A 13,983-nucleotide genomic window follows, 5' to 3' on the forward strand; every position below is an offset into this window, starting at 1 on the left:
GGTTTCATTGTAAAATGCACTAATTCTAAGAAAAGGAACTTTTCATTTAACGACTTATCGTGTGTCGGATTGTGCGCGGCCCCGGCTAACGCCTGCAGTATAAATACTCTGAAACACAGAATGACAATTATCGGGCCCGGTGTTTTCGATATGCTGCGTGATAAGTGGACCCTATTCCTTTGCCAAAATCGAGGGCATGCTCGATCGCAGCAGTGACATAAGCCTTGGCTGTGTTCACCGCCTGCTCCACAGCAGCTCCCTTGGCCAGTTCTGCGGCAATCGCTGCCGAGAAACTGCAGCCTGCTCCACTCGTATGAATGGTATCGATGCGCGGCTGCTCCCACTCCATAAATCCATTTCCATCATACAGGATATCGACTGCATCTTCCGGTAGAGCACCACCTTTGATGATGACATAATCCGCCCCAAAGCGGTGGAGCGATTTTGCAGCATGTTTCATCTCTTCTTTACTGGTAATCGGACCGCTCTCCATTATTCTTTCCGCTTCATGCAAGTTAGGGGTGATAACGGTAGCAAGCGGAAACAGCCTCTCCCTCATTTCTTCAATTGCGTCATCTTTTAAAAGCTGCGACCCCATTTTACCGATCATGACGGGGTCCACCACCAAACTTGCGGGGGCATTTTTTTCAAGGAGTCGGACAACCAGACTGATGATCTCTTTCGTAAACAACATACCGGTTTTCACACCATCCACTCCGACATTTTTAACTGCTGTATAAAACTGCGCTTCTATCGCTTCCAGCGAATTGGTGAACATTCCTTCACTGGTGACGGGATTGTTGGCGACAATGGCTGTAATGGCAGCCATGCCATAGACGTCCCGTTCCTGAAATGTTTTCAAGTCGGCCTGGATACCCGCACTGCCTTGTGCCGCAGATCCAGCAACCGTCAGTACTCGTGCAATCATGGTCGATTCTCCTTTCTGTCATCTAATTCCCATTTCCGTCCCGCATCAATACATTGACAATAACGCCTGCACCTATTGCGAGAACGGTCGCAAAGAAATAATTAAACACTTTTCCATAGAGGTATTGTTCCACAACGACGAACATTAAATAAACAATACCCGCTGTCCATAACGTAATAGCTGTCCGATACCTCGGCCTGCCTTTTCTTATGTATCGTAACTCGACTAAAAATACGATCATGCCAATCAACAAGATGATAAGTGCTCCCGCCGCCAACTCGGTGGTCAGATAGCTAGTGACCCCAAAAACGATCAAAAAAGTCGGCAGGATCAACGGCAATATATTTTTCAACGTATTCTCTCCTCTGTTTTGATGAAATTATGCAGAACATTCGGCAATCTATAGTTTAGCATCCTTTTATCTATTATACTAAAGAAGAAAACATGTTTGGAATGGAGGTATCGCATGTTGAACTCCCCAATTCGACTGTTCCGGATATTCGGCATGATCGAAGGAACTTCTCTTGTCGTCCTTTTGTTTATCGCCATGCCATTGAAATACATAGCAGGCTTCCCGGAGGTAGTCACCCTGGTCGGCTCCCTTCACGGTTTTTTCTTTGTCGTGTACCTGCTGGTCATAGCCTATACGACAATTAAAATCCGCTGGGCGTTCAAGTGGCTGTTCGGCTCCCTGCTGGTAGCTTTCATCCCTTTTGGCAACTATGTATTGGATTATCGTCTACAGAAATCCCGTTATGTCTAAAATGCACGGGACGCCTCGGTGCTCCCGGCAAGCTTAGACCTCGAGGGAGACAGAAGTATAACGATGATAAAAAGCAGCCTCCCGCCGAGCCGGCGATGAAAGGCTGCTTTTTATCAAATAGCAAAAAAGAACCAAATAATCATGATTAACTGAATGACGACTTTGGCTGCAGCTCCTCCGAGAAATCCCATCAAAGAACCTAGCGAAGCCCTCCATGCCTGTTCAGTCGTTTTCTGTTGGATGATTTCCGTCAAGAACACGGCGACAAACGGAACGATGATGATTCCGAACGGCGGAATGATAAAGGAACCGACAATTACTCCAACAGCTGCAATTCTTTCTCCCCACTTGGAACCGCCATATTTTTTCACGAAATAGCTATTGGCAATGATGTCCGATACAATCAGGATGACTGTTAGTACCACCATGGCAATCCAAAACAGTATCGATAATTCGCCGTCCATAAAGAAAAAATACAGCAAAAAGCCGATCCAGAGCATTAGGGGAGCCGGAATCAACGGGAAAATAATTCCGGCAAAACTTAGTAGAAAACTAGCTGCAATCAAAATCCAAATGACAATATCTATGACGTTAACCTCCCTTCCGTTCAGTCACAGGTTTCACCGTAAATCCACCGGCTCAGGAAAATTCAAGAAGATGAAAAAAGACTGCACAACAACTTGTACAGCCCGCTTTCTATCAGGAATCGGCAAGTAAATCAGCAAACTCCTTCATATATGGAGGCAAATCCGGCGGACGGCGGCTTGAAACGATATGTCCATCTACAACTACCGGTAAGTCCTGCCAATTACCGCCCGCATTTGTCATATCATCCTTGATGCCAGGCGTACTGGTGACGTTTCTTCCCCTGACAATATCTGCGGAAATTAACACCCAGCCGGCATGGCATATCTGACCGATCGGCTTTTCATAATGATCCATGTGCCGAAGCATTTCCAATACTTCTGGGAAGCGACGGATTTTATCTGGCGCCCATCCTCCCGGAACGAGGATTGCATCGTAATCTTCTGCTTTTATATCAGCATAGGCATAATCCGAGATCGCAGGGACTCCATATTTTCCAATGTATTTTTCGCCGGCTTTTTCCCCGACTAAATGCACGGTCGCTCCTTCTTCCTGAAGACGAAGAATCGGATACCACAGTTCCAGATCTTCGAAATCATGGGCAACGAGTGCAATGACCTTTTTGTCCTGCAAGCGCATTTTCGCACCCTCCTTCACTACATGCTGCCACTGTCGGCAACTTCACTACCCTTCAGTTTATCATCAAACGCCAATTTACGAAATGAATAACCCTCTGCTTTGGATGGGAAAAAGCAGCCTTTGCAGTGGCATCATGCTTTTTTCACACAGAACCCTATTCGGTTACAGTCGTCCGGAGTTTTAACTGCTGTGCTGCTGTCAAGGAATTCCCCGCTCTGCTGATTGCCGAAATGACCGATATACCGTCCGCCCCGGCCATGATCACCTCTTCTGCATTTTTTTCATGAATGCCGCCTATTGCTACAAGCGGTGTGTTGCCGATCAACCTTCTAATCCGGGACAAGCCTTCTATACCGATAGGTGCCTTGGCATCGTGTTTGGTGGCAGTAGCAAAAACTGGTCCGGCACCAATATAGTCTGCCCCTGCGGAGTCGGCTTCACGGGCTTCTCTCAGATTGGTTGCCGACACTCCGACAATAAAGTGGCCTGGACAACGGCGGCGGACGGAGTCAATCGGTTCATCTTCCTGACCTACATGTATTCCGTCCGCACCCACGTCGATGGCCAAATCCACATCATCGTTCACAATAAATGGGACATGGTGTCGATGGCACAACTCTTTCATTTGCAAAGCCAGCAATTGTTTATCTATACCGGTCTTTGCCCCCCGGCCCTTTTCCCTAAACTGAAACATGGTTATGCCGCCGGCTAACGCCTGCTCCAAAACGGCTAACGGATTTCCGGTGCAATTATTACTTCCCATGATAAAGTAGACTTGTAAAGACTGACGTAAGAGCATCCGTTATCCATCCACCTGTTTCAACTGCATTTTTTCCAGCCACCCTTTCTCATCCAACCGATACAGGCAATCAAGAAATGCTCGCTGAAAACTGCCCGGTCCATCACTCATGGAAGCGGCCATTTCGGCAGCTGCCCCATAATAGCTGACAGCAGCTCCAGCGACTGGCAGTTTTTCTCTTCCCACTGCTAAAAAGGCAGCAATCACTGAACTGAGCAGGCATCCTGCCCCGGTAATTTTCGTCTGCAATTGATGGCCATTCCTGCTTACATATATAGTTTCTCCATCCGTGATGATGTCTTGTTCTCCAGTAAGCACCACAGCTGTTTCCAGCTGCTTCGCGGCCTCAACTGCTATCTTTTGGGCATCACCTTGAAAAGCTGAGTCAACACCTTTCATTTCTGCATCTGCCCCGGCCAGAAAAGCAATTTCCCCTGCATTGGCACGAATCAATGATACATCGATTTCTTCCAGGATTCTCAAGGCAATCATGTTACGATAGGAGGTTGCTCCGACTCCTACTGGATCAAACACGACTGGAATCCCCTTTTGATTTGCTGCCTGTCCTGCCTTGATCATCGCATTTACCTGCGATGCAGTCAGCGTGCCGATATTCAATACTAGCGCGTCGGCTATTACTGCCATGTCAGCGGCTTCTTCTTCCGCATTGGCCATGACGGGGGAAGCCCCCATGGCCAGCAGCCCATTTGCCGTGAAATTGGTGACGACTTGGTTGGTGATATTGTGGATCAACGGTTGCTTATCTCTCACGTTCGTTAGTAAACTGGTATTCTCATTCATTGGACTCCACTCCTTCCTTCAGGCCGGGAAGCCCGTGTATCCGGTAACCCCAATGGTTGGTCGGACCGTTACCCTTGCCGATTCCCAAGGTATGATGAATCGCTGCGGTGATGAATTCCTTGCCTGTCGAAACCGCTTCGTATATTTCTCTTCCTTTTGCCAGCTCGGATGCGATGACCGCAGAAAATGTACAGCCCGTTCCATGGGTATGCTTGGTATCCACCCTTGGCGACTGAAACAAATGATATTCCTGTTTGTCATATAAAACATCAATAGCTTCTCCCGATAAATGTCCACCTTTCACAACTGCAGCTCCGGCTCCAAGCTCTTCCACAATCAGCTTGGCTGCCCGCTTGGCATCTGAAAGATTTCTTATCGGAAACTCGACCAGCATTTCCGCTTCCGGAATGTTCGGCGTCGCAATAGTAGCCAAAGGAATCAATTTATCCCTGACCGTCTGTCTTGATTTCTCTTCCATCAGAGCGTGACCGCTCTTGGCCACCATGACCGGGTCGATTACATATGGAGACTGTCGTTTTATCAATTTATCTGCTATCAGTTCCATCATATCGCTCGTAGCAATCATTCCCGTTTTTACCGCATCGGGAGTGATATCCTCAAATACGGCATCCAGCTGTTTTTCGATAAAATCGACTGACAAATGCTGGACATCCTTGACTCCCATGGTGTTTTGGGCCACTACAGAGGTGACCACACTCATCCCGTATACTTCTCTTTCCTGGAAACTTTTCAAATCTGCCTGTATGCCGGCTCCTCCAGTTGGATCTGTTCCGGCAATGGTCAAAGCACTTGCAATCATGCGGTTCCCCCCTTTTTTCAGTTTTAATGCAACGGCTGGATCTGTTGATTGGTAAGCACAGAGAATGGCCATGCTTCCTGTGTATAGGCCATTTCCCAAAAGTTGTATTCCAACAGGCAGCTTTTCAAAAAGGCCTGGGCCGCTTTTTGTTTCTCCCGTTCACTGGCATTGGCTGCCCAGCGGTCGATTTTCCTGCATAATTCATGAGTGACTTCTGCAATTTCTCCGTCTGCATAAAAAGAAATCCATTCATAAAACGGATGGGAATTGTCAGGCTGTTTTTCTTCCTTCAATGCCAAACCGATTTCCAGATAAGTCCATGGACATGGAAGCAATGCTGCCAGGGTTTCACCCATCGTTCCGCTGTAGGCGGCTTTGCTCATGTGGGCGACATAGTGATCTGCTGTGGGCGGAAGCGGGCTTCCTTGCAGTTCTTCATAGTTCACCCCTGCCACCCTGCAAAAATTCTCATGCGGATGAATTTCACTGTTGAGGACGAACCCGATTTGTTCCTGGAAAAAAACCATGTCGGACCTGTCCTCACACTTCGAAATCGCCAGGCCGTATATTCGGTTGAATGCAGACAAATATTCATAATCTGCTTTTACATAGTGAATCAAAGCCTGCTTTGGTACAGTTCCTGCGGCTATTCCCCTTATAAAAGGATGCTGCAGGATTCCTTTGAAAACTTCATCTGCCTGTTTTCTCAACTGTTCGGAAAATGTCATGGTAAAAACTCCTCCCTTTTTTTGGAGGAAGTCCGGAACCTCTGGGAAATGGAGGGGAGTCCATATCGGAGAAATAGTGTGCAGTCAGCCGCACAGTTCCCGGAACGCAAAAAAACCGCTCCAGAAAACTGGAGCGGTTTATACAATCTTGGTAAGGTTTATCCATAGATATACGTATCCCGTCTCCACTTTCCTACGCTGGTACTAACCAGTTCAGGTTCTAAGGGACCAAGGTTATTCCTTATCTCAGCCTTACAGGCGCCCCTAGTGGACTTCCAAAATATTTAACTACTTTCACTAAAACATGAATGGACCATAATGTCAAACAAGCCACGATCATGTGAAATATTCGATTGTTGCCTTTGGAAAAAGCTTGTGGATGGTCGACTTCAATACATCTTTCATTTCTTCCTGTTCCTCGTCCTTATAGACGTACTTGCCAATACCATACCTGCCCCATTTCCATTTTCGCTTTGATTCGTCCAACTCCAGTTTGGTCATCGGATAATTTTTTTCAATGACCCGTTTAGCGGGCTGCGTAAACCGATGCTGGATCAGTTCGAATGTCAGATCTTTTTTTGCGGAAGATGGAAGTGCATCTGCCAGCCTTTCCAGCATTTCCGGATAGCCTTCCTGCCAGCCTTCATGCAAGTAAATCGGCGCAACGATAAAACCGAGCGGATAACCGGCCTCTGCCACTTTGACCGCTGCTCCGATCCGCTCGGCAAGTCTTGAGGTCCCCGGTTCAAAGTACTTGATTACATAATCATCATTGATACTGAATCGGAACCTGGTCCTGCCGTTATGTTCGGCATCCAGAAGGTGATCGACATGGGCAAACTTGGTCACAAAGCGAAGTTTCCCGTAAGTCGATTTTCCAAAATACTCGATTGCCCGTTTCAACGTGTGGGTCAGGTGATCAATCCCGACGATATCCGAAGTACAGGAAGCCTCGAATCGCGTAAATTCAGGCGCCCTGTCACGCATGTATTTTTCCGCTGCGTCAAAAATTTCCTCGGTGTTGACATAAGTCCGGATGTACGGCTTGCTGCCCATCGTCGTTTGCAAGTAACAATAATGGCAGTGCCCCATGCACCCCGTCGCGAACGGAATCGCATATTCAGCAGAAGGCTTGGAGGTATCAAATTTCAGTGTCTTTCTTATCCCTACAACGAGGGTGGATTTTGCATTGCGGTACTTCTGAAAATCGTTTTCACCCGGCAAATTGCGGACCTGATTATGGGAGGTCGTTTCCCGGATTTCGATCCCCATCCCGTTAAATTTATCGACAAGTTCGCGGCCAAGGGGATACTCCATGGCCTTCGGTTCCACATATACCAACTGCGGGACAAAAGGTTTAACCATGCAACCCCTCCGAATCCTCGGTACCAAACGCAGCCTGGTATGCATGTTCTGCTTCCTGTTCCGAGCGGTACACCGCCACTTCTTCCGTCAAGGGATAGTATGTATCATACAAAAACAACGCCAGTTCATTTCCATTTTCCGGATCAGCCACGACGGCAGCCTCCTGCACATTGGCCACCCCTTGCACATGCGGATTCCGGATGATCACATAGACCACCTCACCAGGCATATAACCCTGATTATATTCCATCATCTCACCCAACTCTCCATCAAGATAACCTTATTATCCCAATCCCCCCAAAAAATAAACGGGGTCAGTCCCCATCAACCCCAGAAATCCCACCGACATGTTCCAGGACCGGGCTTCGGGGACAGACCCCATCTATACACGCGGCCGCCCGTGAACCACCATATACACTCGAAATGACGTATAAACTTACTATATGTTGACGAATCCGCCTTTCGGGGACTGGCCCCATTTTCACTATCTTTACAAATCTATCTCGTATTGTCCCTTTGTGGGGACTGACCCCCATTCTCCTGTTTCGGCCAAATTCCCTTCGGAAGTGTCCATTAGAAAGGGGGTGGTTCCATAAGTCGGTGAAAGACTTTTGGAACCGCCCCCTTTTTTATTCGGGTATGCCGATGGCTTCTAATGGCCATATCCTCAATTTGACATCGCCGATGACGCTTTCATCTTTGATGAATCCAAAGTATCTGCTATCTTTGCTGACCAGTCGATTGTCTCCCAGAACGAAAAGGCAGCCTTCCGGTACAGTGCTTTTGCCGGCAATCTCTTTCAGTGTAAAATCGTTTGTGAGATACTGGCTTTGCGATAAACTTTTTTTGTATTCTTCCAAGTACGGTTCATCCACTTGCTTGTCATTGATATAAAGGACATCTTCCTTCATTTCGACTTTGTCGCCCGGCAGGCCGATGACCCGTTTTACATAAGCATCGTCAGAGTCGGGTGCCTGAAAGGCAATTTCATCGAACCGTTCAACTTTTCCTATTTTGCTGAGGATGATACGATCACCATCATGCAAAGTCGGCATCATCGACTCACCTTCCACAATCGATGGCGTAATCAAAAAATGACGGCATACGATGACAACTGTTAGTGCCACCAAAATAGTTTTCAGCCAGGATAGCACTTCATGTTTCAAGCTACTGTTATTCATTTATCTCCCCAACCTTTTTTGCAGGAAGCAAATCGCGGGATATTATGCGACGCTCTTCCTTTTATCTTAACTAGGCAAAGCACCTTAACTAATGTAATCAAGCACGAGTGGAAAAACTGCAGTTCGTTCTTGTCACCATTTTATATCGCCAGGTCAAAAACTTTCAGTATATTTTTTGTAGACTATTCGCTTTTTGTGTCGTCTTTATTCATGGAGGTAATTTAAATGAAAGCATTTACGTACACACTCATTTTTGTTTTTCTTCTGCTGATTGCCAGCTTTATCGCAATCTCGATCTACGGCGAAAGCCCCGATGAACAAGAGAAAGAAAAGTCGACAAAGGTCGTACACCAGGGCTCCTCTTTCCATGTGGAAGAGGAAGTCCTTTTTCCGGACCTTCAACTTCATGCAAAGGCTGCCATATTGGTCAATGCAGATACCCGCCAAATATTATACGAAAAACAAATCAATCAATCGCTCCCTGTAGCAAGCATGTCAAAAATGATGACCGAATACCTCGTCCTGGAAGCAATCGACCAGGAACAACTAACCTGGGATCAACAAATTTCCATCAGTGATTATGCTTACACGATTTCTAATACTCCTGGCTACTCTTCGATTTTACTAAGAAAAGACCTTACCTATTCCGTGGAAGAACTTTTCCACGCAACAGCCATTCACTCCGCCAACGGAGCTGCTATCGCGCTTGCTGAAGCTGTAGCTGGCAGCGAGCGAGAATTTGTCAGCAGCATGAATGATACAGCCAAAACATTCGGAATGGATAACTCTGTTTTCGTCAATAGTACGGGACTGAACAATCAAGATTTAGGTGCCTATCGCTACGAAAATCTGGAGCATACCGATAATGCTATGTCTGTAAAAGATGTAGCCACGTTAGGTTTGGCGCTTCTGAACAAGCACCCGGAAATCCTGGAAATATCTTCGCTAGCCGATGATACGGTTTCACACGGCAGCCATGATAGTACTACTTATTATAACACCAATGTCATGCTTCCTGAAATGGATACGGAAAAAATCAGCTACCCAGGCGTCGATGGGTTGAAAACGGGTTATACAGATGCCGCAGGGTATTGTTTTACCGGAACGATAAAACGCGGCAATTCCCGGTACCTATCCGTTATCATGGGAACAGACAGCGAAAATGCCCGCTTCTTGGAAACAAAAAAACTTTATGAAGCCATCCCGACGACGGATCAGTAATTCGGCGGGCAAATCATTTTTCTTTGATGAACGACCTTACTTCTTCTATACTTTTATACATATGTTCCAACATTCAAAAGAAAACATCCGCCATGAAAAATGGCCTGATTTTAGAAGGAGATCGATTTTACATATGAATACAAAATCCAGATATGCGGCAAAACCTGCGGGTCGTTTCCTGCTCATTGCGGGGATTATTCTGATAGCCTTTAACTTAAGACCGGCAATCACTTCTGTCGGACCATTGCTCGGAAGGATCCGCGATGATATCGGCCTGGCCAACTGGGGAGCCGGGATGATCACCAGCTTGCCGCTTCTAGCTTTTGCGGCAATGTCCCCAATCGCTCCCCGGCTTAGCAATCGTATCGGCAGCGGCCGCGCTTTGCGACTAGGACTTCTTTTGTTGATCATCGGAATCATAAGCCGGTCGATTGCCTACACGCCTACCCTTTATATCGGAACCAGTTTGGTAGGGCTGGGAATTGCGGTTTGTAATGTACTGTTGCCCGGGTTGATCAAAGAAAAATTCCCGGAAAAAGTGGGCCTTATGACGAGTGTCTACTCCACTTGTATGGCCTCCTTTGCAGCGCTTGCTTCCGGTCTAAGCATACCGTTGGCTGACAGCTTGCAACTGGGATGGCAGCTTTCACTTGTCAGTTGGGTGGTCCTGGCTTTCATCGGTATCGGGGTTTGGTCGATTTATTTACATACACAAAAAAACGAGCAGCCGGAACAACAATATTTCGAACCATCGGCAGCACACCTGACAAAATCACCGCTCGCATGGCAGGTGACCTTGTTCATGGGCATGCAATCGTTTCTCTTTTATGTGACCATCTCCTGGCTGCCTGAAATCCTCCATAATTATGGATTGACGATCGGAACTGCCGGCTGGCTGTTGTCATATATGCAGTTTATCAGCCTTCCCGCTACATTTGTTGCTCCGATTTTAGCAGATAAGTTCAAAAACCAGCAGGGAATCATTCTGCTGATCGGCTTCTTTGCCGTCTTAGGTTATGGCGGTCTATTGGCCGGTGGATCTTTTTGGCTGCTGATTGTTTGGATTACCTTTATCGGTTTCGCTCTCGGTGCCAGCATCAGTCTGGCACTCGCCTTTTTAAGCATGCGGGCTGTTAACGCAAAACAAGCAGCCGAACTTTCCGGGATGGCTCAGTCCTTTGGCTATTTGCTGGCTGCAGCGGGCCCATTCTTTATCGGGCTCCTCGTCGATGCCACAGGAAGGTGGAACTTACCGATTTCCACTATCCTTGCCGTGTCAGTGTTTATGGTCATCGCTGGATTGGGCGCAGCGCGCAATAAGTTAGTTTAAGAACACCCTTCCCGTCCTGACGCGGAAGTTGGACGAGGCGGTTCCGCCAATAATTATCCACTGCAATTAAATTTACCATTTTCTCACACCAAAAAATCGACCGTATCGCAGCCGATGCCGATACGGTCGATTTTCATTTATTCAATTCCTCATACATAACAACTTTAATTGCGTTCAATTCTTCCGGGGAAAGCTTTTTCTCGATATTTTCAAGCAAAGCCATTTGTTCTTCTTGTGTCATGTCACCGTTGACCGTCTCGCTTAACTCCTGAATTTCACCGACACTGAACTTCTTGATCAGATTTTTAACTGCCCCTTCCTTGGTCGTGAAAGGTAATTGACTTCGGTCAATTTGCGGAGCATCTGCAAGGAATTCCTGTAACTCAGGATTATTGTCGATCGACTGTTTCACCGCCTCCACATCTCCGCCAGGATAAAGTTCCTGTTCGACCTGGTCGACCACTTTATCCGCAATCACCCCGGCGGCGATATGGTAAATTCCATATCCGACAACCGCTAAAATAGCAGCCGTGATAATCAAATTCCGTAAAAATTTCATTCTCTTCCTCCTTTCCTCTTCAAATATATATCGTCCCTTCAACACTTGATGACAATGATTTTTTCTTACCTAGCATCCATACGCTACATTATAGCAAACCCCTTTGCTATCGGCATCTGCTATTCACCTCTATCGTTCGCTTCTTCCTGGAAGATTTAGATTACGTCCTGCCTCTTCTTGTTCCTTCTATTTGATCAATGATTCTGTCTGCTTTTTTCCCTGCACGCAGTGATTGCTTGCTGCATAAGCCGGTCGATATCATGATTGTCCAACAGATTCAAACCAGCGGCAGTCGAACCTCCCGGAGTTGCAACCTGATCAGCCAATTCAGCCGGGTCTTCGCCCGTCTTCAGCATTTCAGCAGAACCTGCGATCATCTGGGCTACAAGCTTTCTTGCCTGTTGTTCAGATATACCGACAGCCGCAGCCTGGTTTTTCAAGGACTCTGCGATCCGATAAATGAAGGCAGGTGCACTGCCGGTGATTGCAGTCAATTCATAAAGCTGCTCCTCCGTAACATTTTCGAATGCCCCTATTCCCTCCAGAATTTCTTCCAGAAGCTGTTTATGATGCTGGTCGACATGTTTCCCCGTGGCATACAAAGTGCTTGATTCACCCAGCTTCGCTGCCGTATTCGGCATGACCCAAGCGACAGGAGTCCCTACTGGGAGAACTCCTTCCATGTAAGACGGAGAAATACCCGCGGCTACTGTTATCACCAGCTGCTTGTCAAGCAGTCCGGCCAAGTCCTTTAACAGCCCTGGATGGGTTTCGGGAGGCATGGCCAATAGAATGATGTCAGAATGGCTTACTTCCTCCCGCCAATCTTCTGATACGGAAACTCCATAGACCCCTTCCACATATTCAAGCCGTCCTTGATTGCCATTATTGGATGCGGTAATGGCAAACCGTCGATTTCCTGATAAGCCGCCGATGATAGCCTGCGCCATTCTACCGGCTCCGATAAACAACATCCTGGTTGTCCCTTGTGTCATATCATTCTCCCCCCAGACTGCTGATCGGAAAAACCATTGTTCTCGTTTTCGGAATCAGTTCCAGTCTTTCTTCGTAATAATCGATCATTTCCAGATCATCTTCCCAAAGCTCCAGCTCGATTTCCGTAGCCTGGATGCTGGAAGCAAACTTCTTGATTTTTTCAAACAAATATTGGTCGATCCCTTTGTATTTCTGATCTTGTTTAATGTATAACTCTTCAACCTTAATAATCCGGCGTTCCTTATATAAAGCTGTTTCCTCCTGTTTTTCGCCCTTGAAAATAGTAAATGCCTGTATGGCTCCCGCTTTTTCTACTACATATAACCGTTTACGGTCATCCGCAATTATTTCCGAAAGATCTTGCGCATTAATCGGCGACAGGTTTTGTTTAAAGTATTCCGGTTTCGCAGCAGCCCTCCGCTGTTGAAGTTCTTTGTATATCTCCAAAAGCCCTTCAAAATCTTCCGGACTACCTAGTCTTATTTTGAACATCTATCTTCCTCCTGTAATTGCTTCAAGACCGTTTGAAGCCATGTTTTCGCCATAAGCATATTTCCAAGGGATGTCATATGCACCCCGTCCGTTGTCAGCTTTTCTTTGGAATTGCTGGTCAAAAAAGCCGTGAACTTATGATGAGTCGGGACCAAGACCCCGTCATACTGTCTTGCCAGCCGGCGGACAATTTCCACATATGGCTTGAGTTTCTGGTTGCCGGGAGAATCCGGATCTTCTTCTATGATGGTCGGTTCCATCAAAATCGGGATAGTTCTTGAAGGCTTTAACGAATCAAGCAGCTGCCTATAGATGTCGTGAAATCTATCCGGATAAACCTGTTCCTTTGCCGGATGATCCAACTGCCGCCATACATCGTTTATACCGATAGAAATGGAGAGAAAATCCGGATGTTGGTCGATGACGTCCCGCTTCCATCTTGAAGCCAAATCTGTGATCCGGTTTCCGTTCATCCCCCTATTCACGATTTCAGGAGAAGAATTATTCAACTCCGTCATCAAATAATCATGGATAAGTCTAACGTACCCATATCCTATCCCTTGGCTATCCTCTTGCCGACCGCTATCTGTGATACTATCCCCTATAAATACTATTTTTCTTTTCCCCAACACCGCACCAGCCCCTTTCCATAGGATGTAACTGTCATTAAGTTAACTACATACATGAGGTGACAGTCAAACACCCAACAAGCCTACCGAAATTTCTCTATTCAGCAGAGATGGTTGGAAGTATGCCAGGCCATTTGCGCCGTCAGT

General features: G+C 46.8%; 18 protein-coding genes and 1 riboswitch. Of the genes, 3 read left to right on the top strand and 15 right to left on the bottom strand.

Translation table 11 applies throughout. The features are described 5' to 3' along the window. Positions 1–127 precede the first annotated feature (127 nt). Positions 128–928 (bottom strand): bifunctional hydroxymethylpyrimidine kinase/phosphomethylpyrimidine kinase, encoded by an 801-nt coding sequence (thiD, locus tag ABVF09_RS17505; RefSeq protein WP_035427258.1) that lies wholly within the window; start codon positions 926–928, stop codon positions 128–130. Between the two features lie 22 nt (positions 929–950). Beyond that, positions 951–1,280, bottom strand: coding sequence for a hypothetical protein (locus tag ABVF09_RS17510; RefSeq protein ID WP_026571443.1), 330 nt, complete (start codon positions 1,278–1,280; stop codon positions 951–953). A 114-nt stretch (positions 1,281–1,394) separates the two neighbouring features. Here ABVF09_RS17510 and ABVF09_RS17515 point away from each other — a divergent pair, with 114 nt between their 5' ends. After that, positions 1,395–1,691, top strand: coding sequence for a DUF3817 domain-containing protein (locus ABVF09_RS17515; RefSeq protein ID WP_026571444.1), 297 nt, complete (start codon positions 1,395–1,397; stop codon positions 1,689–1,691). Positions 1,692–1,804: 113 nt separating this feature from the next. Here ABVF09_RS17515 and ABVF09_RS17520 read toward each other — a convergent pair whose 3' ends face one another. The 9 genes from ABVF09_RS17520 to lepB all read right to left on the bottom strand — a co-directional run bounded on the left by ABVF09_RS17520 (position 1,805) and on the right by lepB (position 8,609). Next, positions 1,805–2,278: a DUF456 domain-containing protein gene (locus ABVF09_RS17520; protein WP_026571445.1), complete on the bottom strand. Its 474-nt coding sequence runs from the start codon at positions 2,276–2,278 to the stop codon at positions 1,805–1,807. A 112-nt stretch (positions 2,279–2,390) separates the two neighbouring features. Beyond that, positions 2,391–2,915 (bottom strand): type 1 glutamine amidotransferase domain-containing protein, encoded by a 525-nt coding sequence (locus tag ABVF09_RS17525; protein WP_026571446.1) that lies wholly within the window; start codon positions 2,913–2,915, stop codon positions 2,391–2,393. A 154-nt stretch (positions 2,916–3,069) separates the two neighbouring features. After that, positions 3,070–3,714: a thiamine phosphate synthase gene (gene thiE, locus ABVF09_RS17530; RefSeq protein WP_371069745.1), complete on the bottom strand. Its 645-nt coding sequence runs from the start codon at positions 3,712–3,714 to the stop codon at positions 3,070–3,072. Between the two features lie 3 nt (positions 3,715–3,717). Then, positions 3,718–4,515, bottom strand: a complete 798-nt coding sequence (thiM, locus tag ABVF09_RS17535; protein ID WP_371069746.1) for a hydroxyethylthiazole kinase — start codon at positions 4,513–4,515, stop codon at positions 3,718–3,720. Further along, positions 4,508–5,335, bottom strand: coding sequence for a bifunctional hydroxymethylpyrimidine kinase/phosphomethylpyrimidine kinase (thiD, locus tag ABVF09_RS17540; RefSeq protein WP_371069747.1), 828 nt, complete (start codon positions 5,333–5,335; stop codon positions 4,508–4,510). Before thiD (ABVF09_RS17540) ends, thiM begins: the two co-directional genes overlap by 8 nt. Positions 5,336–5,358: 23 nt before the next feature. After that, positions 5,359–6,063: a thiaminase II gene (tenA, locus tag ABVF09_RS17545; RefSeq protein WP_371069748.1), complete on the bottom strand. Its 705-nt coding sequence runs from the start codon at positions 6,061–6,063 to the stop codon at positions 5,359–5,361. Between the two features lie 173 nt (positions 6,064–6,236). Continuing rightward, a riboswitch (TPP riboswitch) is annotated at positions 6,237–6,339 on the bottom strand. Between the two features lie 60 nt (positions 6,340–6,399). Next, positions 6,400–7,428: a spore photoproduct lyase gene (gene splB, locus ABVF09_RS17550; protein ID WP_026571451.1), complete on the bottom strand. Its 1,029-nt coding sequence runs from the start codon at positions 7,426–7,428 to the stop codon at positions 6,400–6,402. After that, a complete protein-coding gene (locus ABVF09_RS17555; RefSeq protein ID WP_035427282.1) occupies positions 7,421–7,678 on the bottom strand; it encodes a transcriptional regulator SplA domain-containing protein in 258 nt (85 codons plus the stop codon). The genes splB and ABVF09_RS17555 overlap by 8 nt, the downstream gene beginning before the upstream one ends. Positions 7,679–8,057: 379 nt before the next feature. After that, positions 8,058–8,609: a signal peptidase I gene (lepB, locus tag ABVF09_RS17560; protein WP_026571453.1), complete on the bottom strand. Its 552-nt coding sequence runs from the start codon at positions 8,607–8,609 to the stop codon at positions 8,058–8,060. Between the two features lie 225 nt (positions 8,610–8,834). On the opposite strand from lepB, the gene ABVF09_RS17565 reads away from it, so the two are divergent. Both ABVF09_RS17565 and ABVF09_RS17570 read left to right on the top strand, forming a co-directional pair. Then, positions 8,835–9,830, top strand: coding sequence for a D-alanyl-D-alanine carboxypeptidase family protein (locus ABVF09_RS17565; RefSeq protein WP_371069749.1), 996 nt, complete (start codon positions 8,835–8,837; stop codon positions 9,828–9,830). 133 nt (positions 9,831–9,963) lie between these two features. Continuing rightward, positions 9,964–11,160, top strand: coding sequence for a CynX/NimT family MFS transporter (locus ABVF09_RS17570; RefSeq protein ID WP_371069750.1), 1,197 nt, complete (start codon positions 9,964–9,966; stop codon positions 11,158–11,160). A 133-nt stretch (positions 11,161–11,293) separates the two neighbouring features. On the opposite strand, the gene ABVF09_RS17575 is transcribed toward ABVF09_RS17570, so the two are convergent. The 4 genes from ABVF09_RS17575 to ABVF09_RS17590 all read right to left on the bottom strand — a co-directional run bounded on the left by ABVF09_RS17575 (position 11,294) and on the right by ABVF09_RS17590 (position 13,836). Beyond that, positions 11,294–11,719, bottom strand: coding sequence for a hypothetical protein (locus tag ABVF09_RS17575; RefSeq protein WP_153464974.1), 426 nt, complete (start codon positions 11,717–11,719; stop codon positions 11,294–11,296). A gap of 194 nt (positions 11,720–11,913) precedes the next feature. Continuing rightward, entirely contained in the window at positions 11,914–12,714 is an 801-nt protein-coding gene (gene proC, locus ABVF09_RS17580) for a pyrroline-5-carboxylate reductase (protein ID WP_153464972.1), read from the bottom strand. A gap of 1 nt (position 12,715) precedes the next feature. Further along, positions 12,716–13,207: a GNAT family N-acetyltransferase gene (locus tag ABVF09_RS17585; protein WP_026571458.1), complete on the bottom strand. Its 492-nt coding sequence runs from the start codon at positions 13,205–13,207 to the stop codon at positions 12,716–12,718. Continuing rightward, positions 13,195–13,836 (bottom strand): SGNH/GDSL hydrolase family protein, encoded by a 642-nt coding sequence (locus ABVF09_RS17590; protein ID WP_371069763.1) that lies wholly within the window; start codon positions 13,834–13,836, stop codon positions 13,195–13,197. The genes ABVF09_RS17585 and ABVF09_RS17590 overlap by 13 nt, the downstream gene beginning before the upstream one ends. Positions 13,837–13,983 lie beyond the last annotated feature (147 nt).

Origin of the sequence: Sediminibacillus sp. JSM 1682029, from assembly GCF_041366435.1 — a bacterium.
In the GTDB taxonomy this organism is placed as follows: domain Bacteria; phylum Bacillota; class Bacilli; order Bacillales; family Amphibacillaceae; genus Sediminibacillus; species Sediminibacillus terrae.

Coding starts and splice junctions, on each gene's coding strand:
- thiM (WP_371069746.1), bottom strand. CDS start 4,515: ATGAATGAGAATACCAGTTTACTAACGAACGTGAGAGATAAGCAACCG.
- ABVF09_RS17555 (WP_035427282.1), bottom strand. CDS start 7,678: ATGGAATATAATCAGGGTTATATGCCTGGTGAGGTGGTCTATGTGATC.
- ABVF09_RS17525 (WP_026571446.1), bottom strand. CDS start 2,915: ATGCGCTTGCAGGACAAAAAGGTCATTGCACTCGTTGCCCATGATTTC.
- thiE (WP_371069745.1), bottom strand. CDS start 3,714: ATGCTCTTACGTCAGTCTTTACAAGTCTACTTTATCATGGGAAGTAAT.
- proC (WP_153464972.1), bottom strand. CDS start 12,714: ATGACACAAGGGACAACCAGGATGTTGTTTATCGGAGCCGGTAGAATG.
- splB (WP_026571451.1), bottom strand. CDS start 7,428: ATGGTTAAACCTTTTGTCCCGCAGTTGGTATATGTGGAACCGAAGGCC.
- thiD (WP_371069747.1), bottom strand. CDS start 5,335: ATGATTGCAAGTGCTTTGACCATTGCCGGAACAGATCCAACTGGAGGA.
- ABVF09_RS17515 (WP_026571444.1), top strand. CDS start 1,395: ATGTTGAACTCCCCAATTCGACTGTTCCGGATATTCGGCATGATCGAA.
- ABVF09_RS17575 (WP_153464974.1), bottom strand. CDS start 11,719: ATGAAATTTTTACGGAATTTGATTATCACGGCTGCTATTTTAGCGGTT.
- tenA (WP_371069748.1), bottom strand. CDS start 6,063: ATGACATTTTCCGAACAGTTGAGAAAACAGGCAGATGAAGTTTTCAAA.
- ABVF09_RS17565 (WP_371069749.1), top strand. CDS start 8,835: ATGAAAGCATTTACGTACACACTCATTTTTGTTTTTCTTCTGCTGATT.
- thiD (WP_035427258.1), bottom strand. CDS start 928: ATGATTGCACGAGTACTGACGGTTGCTGGATCTGCGGCACAAGGCAGT.
- lepB (WP_026571453.1), bottom strand. CDS start 8,609: ATGAATAACAGTAGCTTGAAACATGAAGTGCTATCCTGGCTGAAAACT.
- ABVF09_RS17585 (WP_026571458.1), bottom strand. CDS start 13,207: ATGTTCAAAATAAGACTAGGTAGTCCGGAAGATTTTGAAGGGCTTTTG.
- ABVF09_RS17570 (WP_371069750.1), top strand. CDS start 9,964: ATGAATACAAAATCCAGATATGCGGCAAAACCTGCGGGTCGTTTCCTG.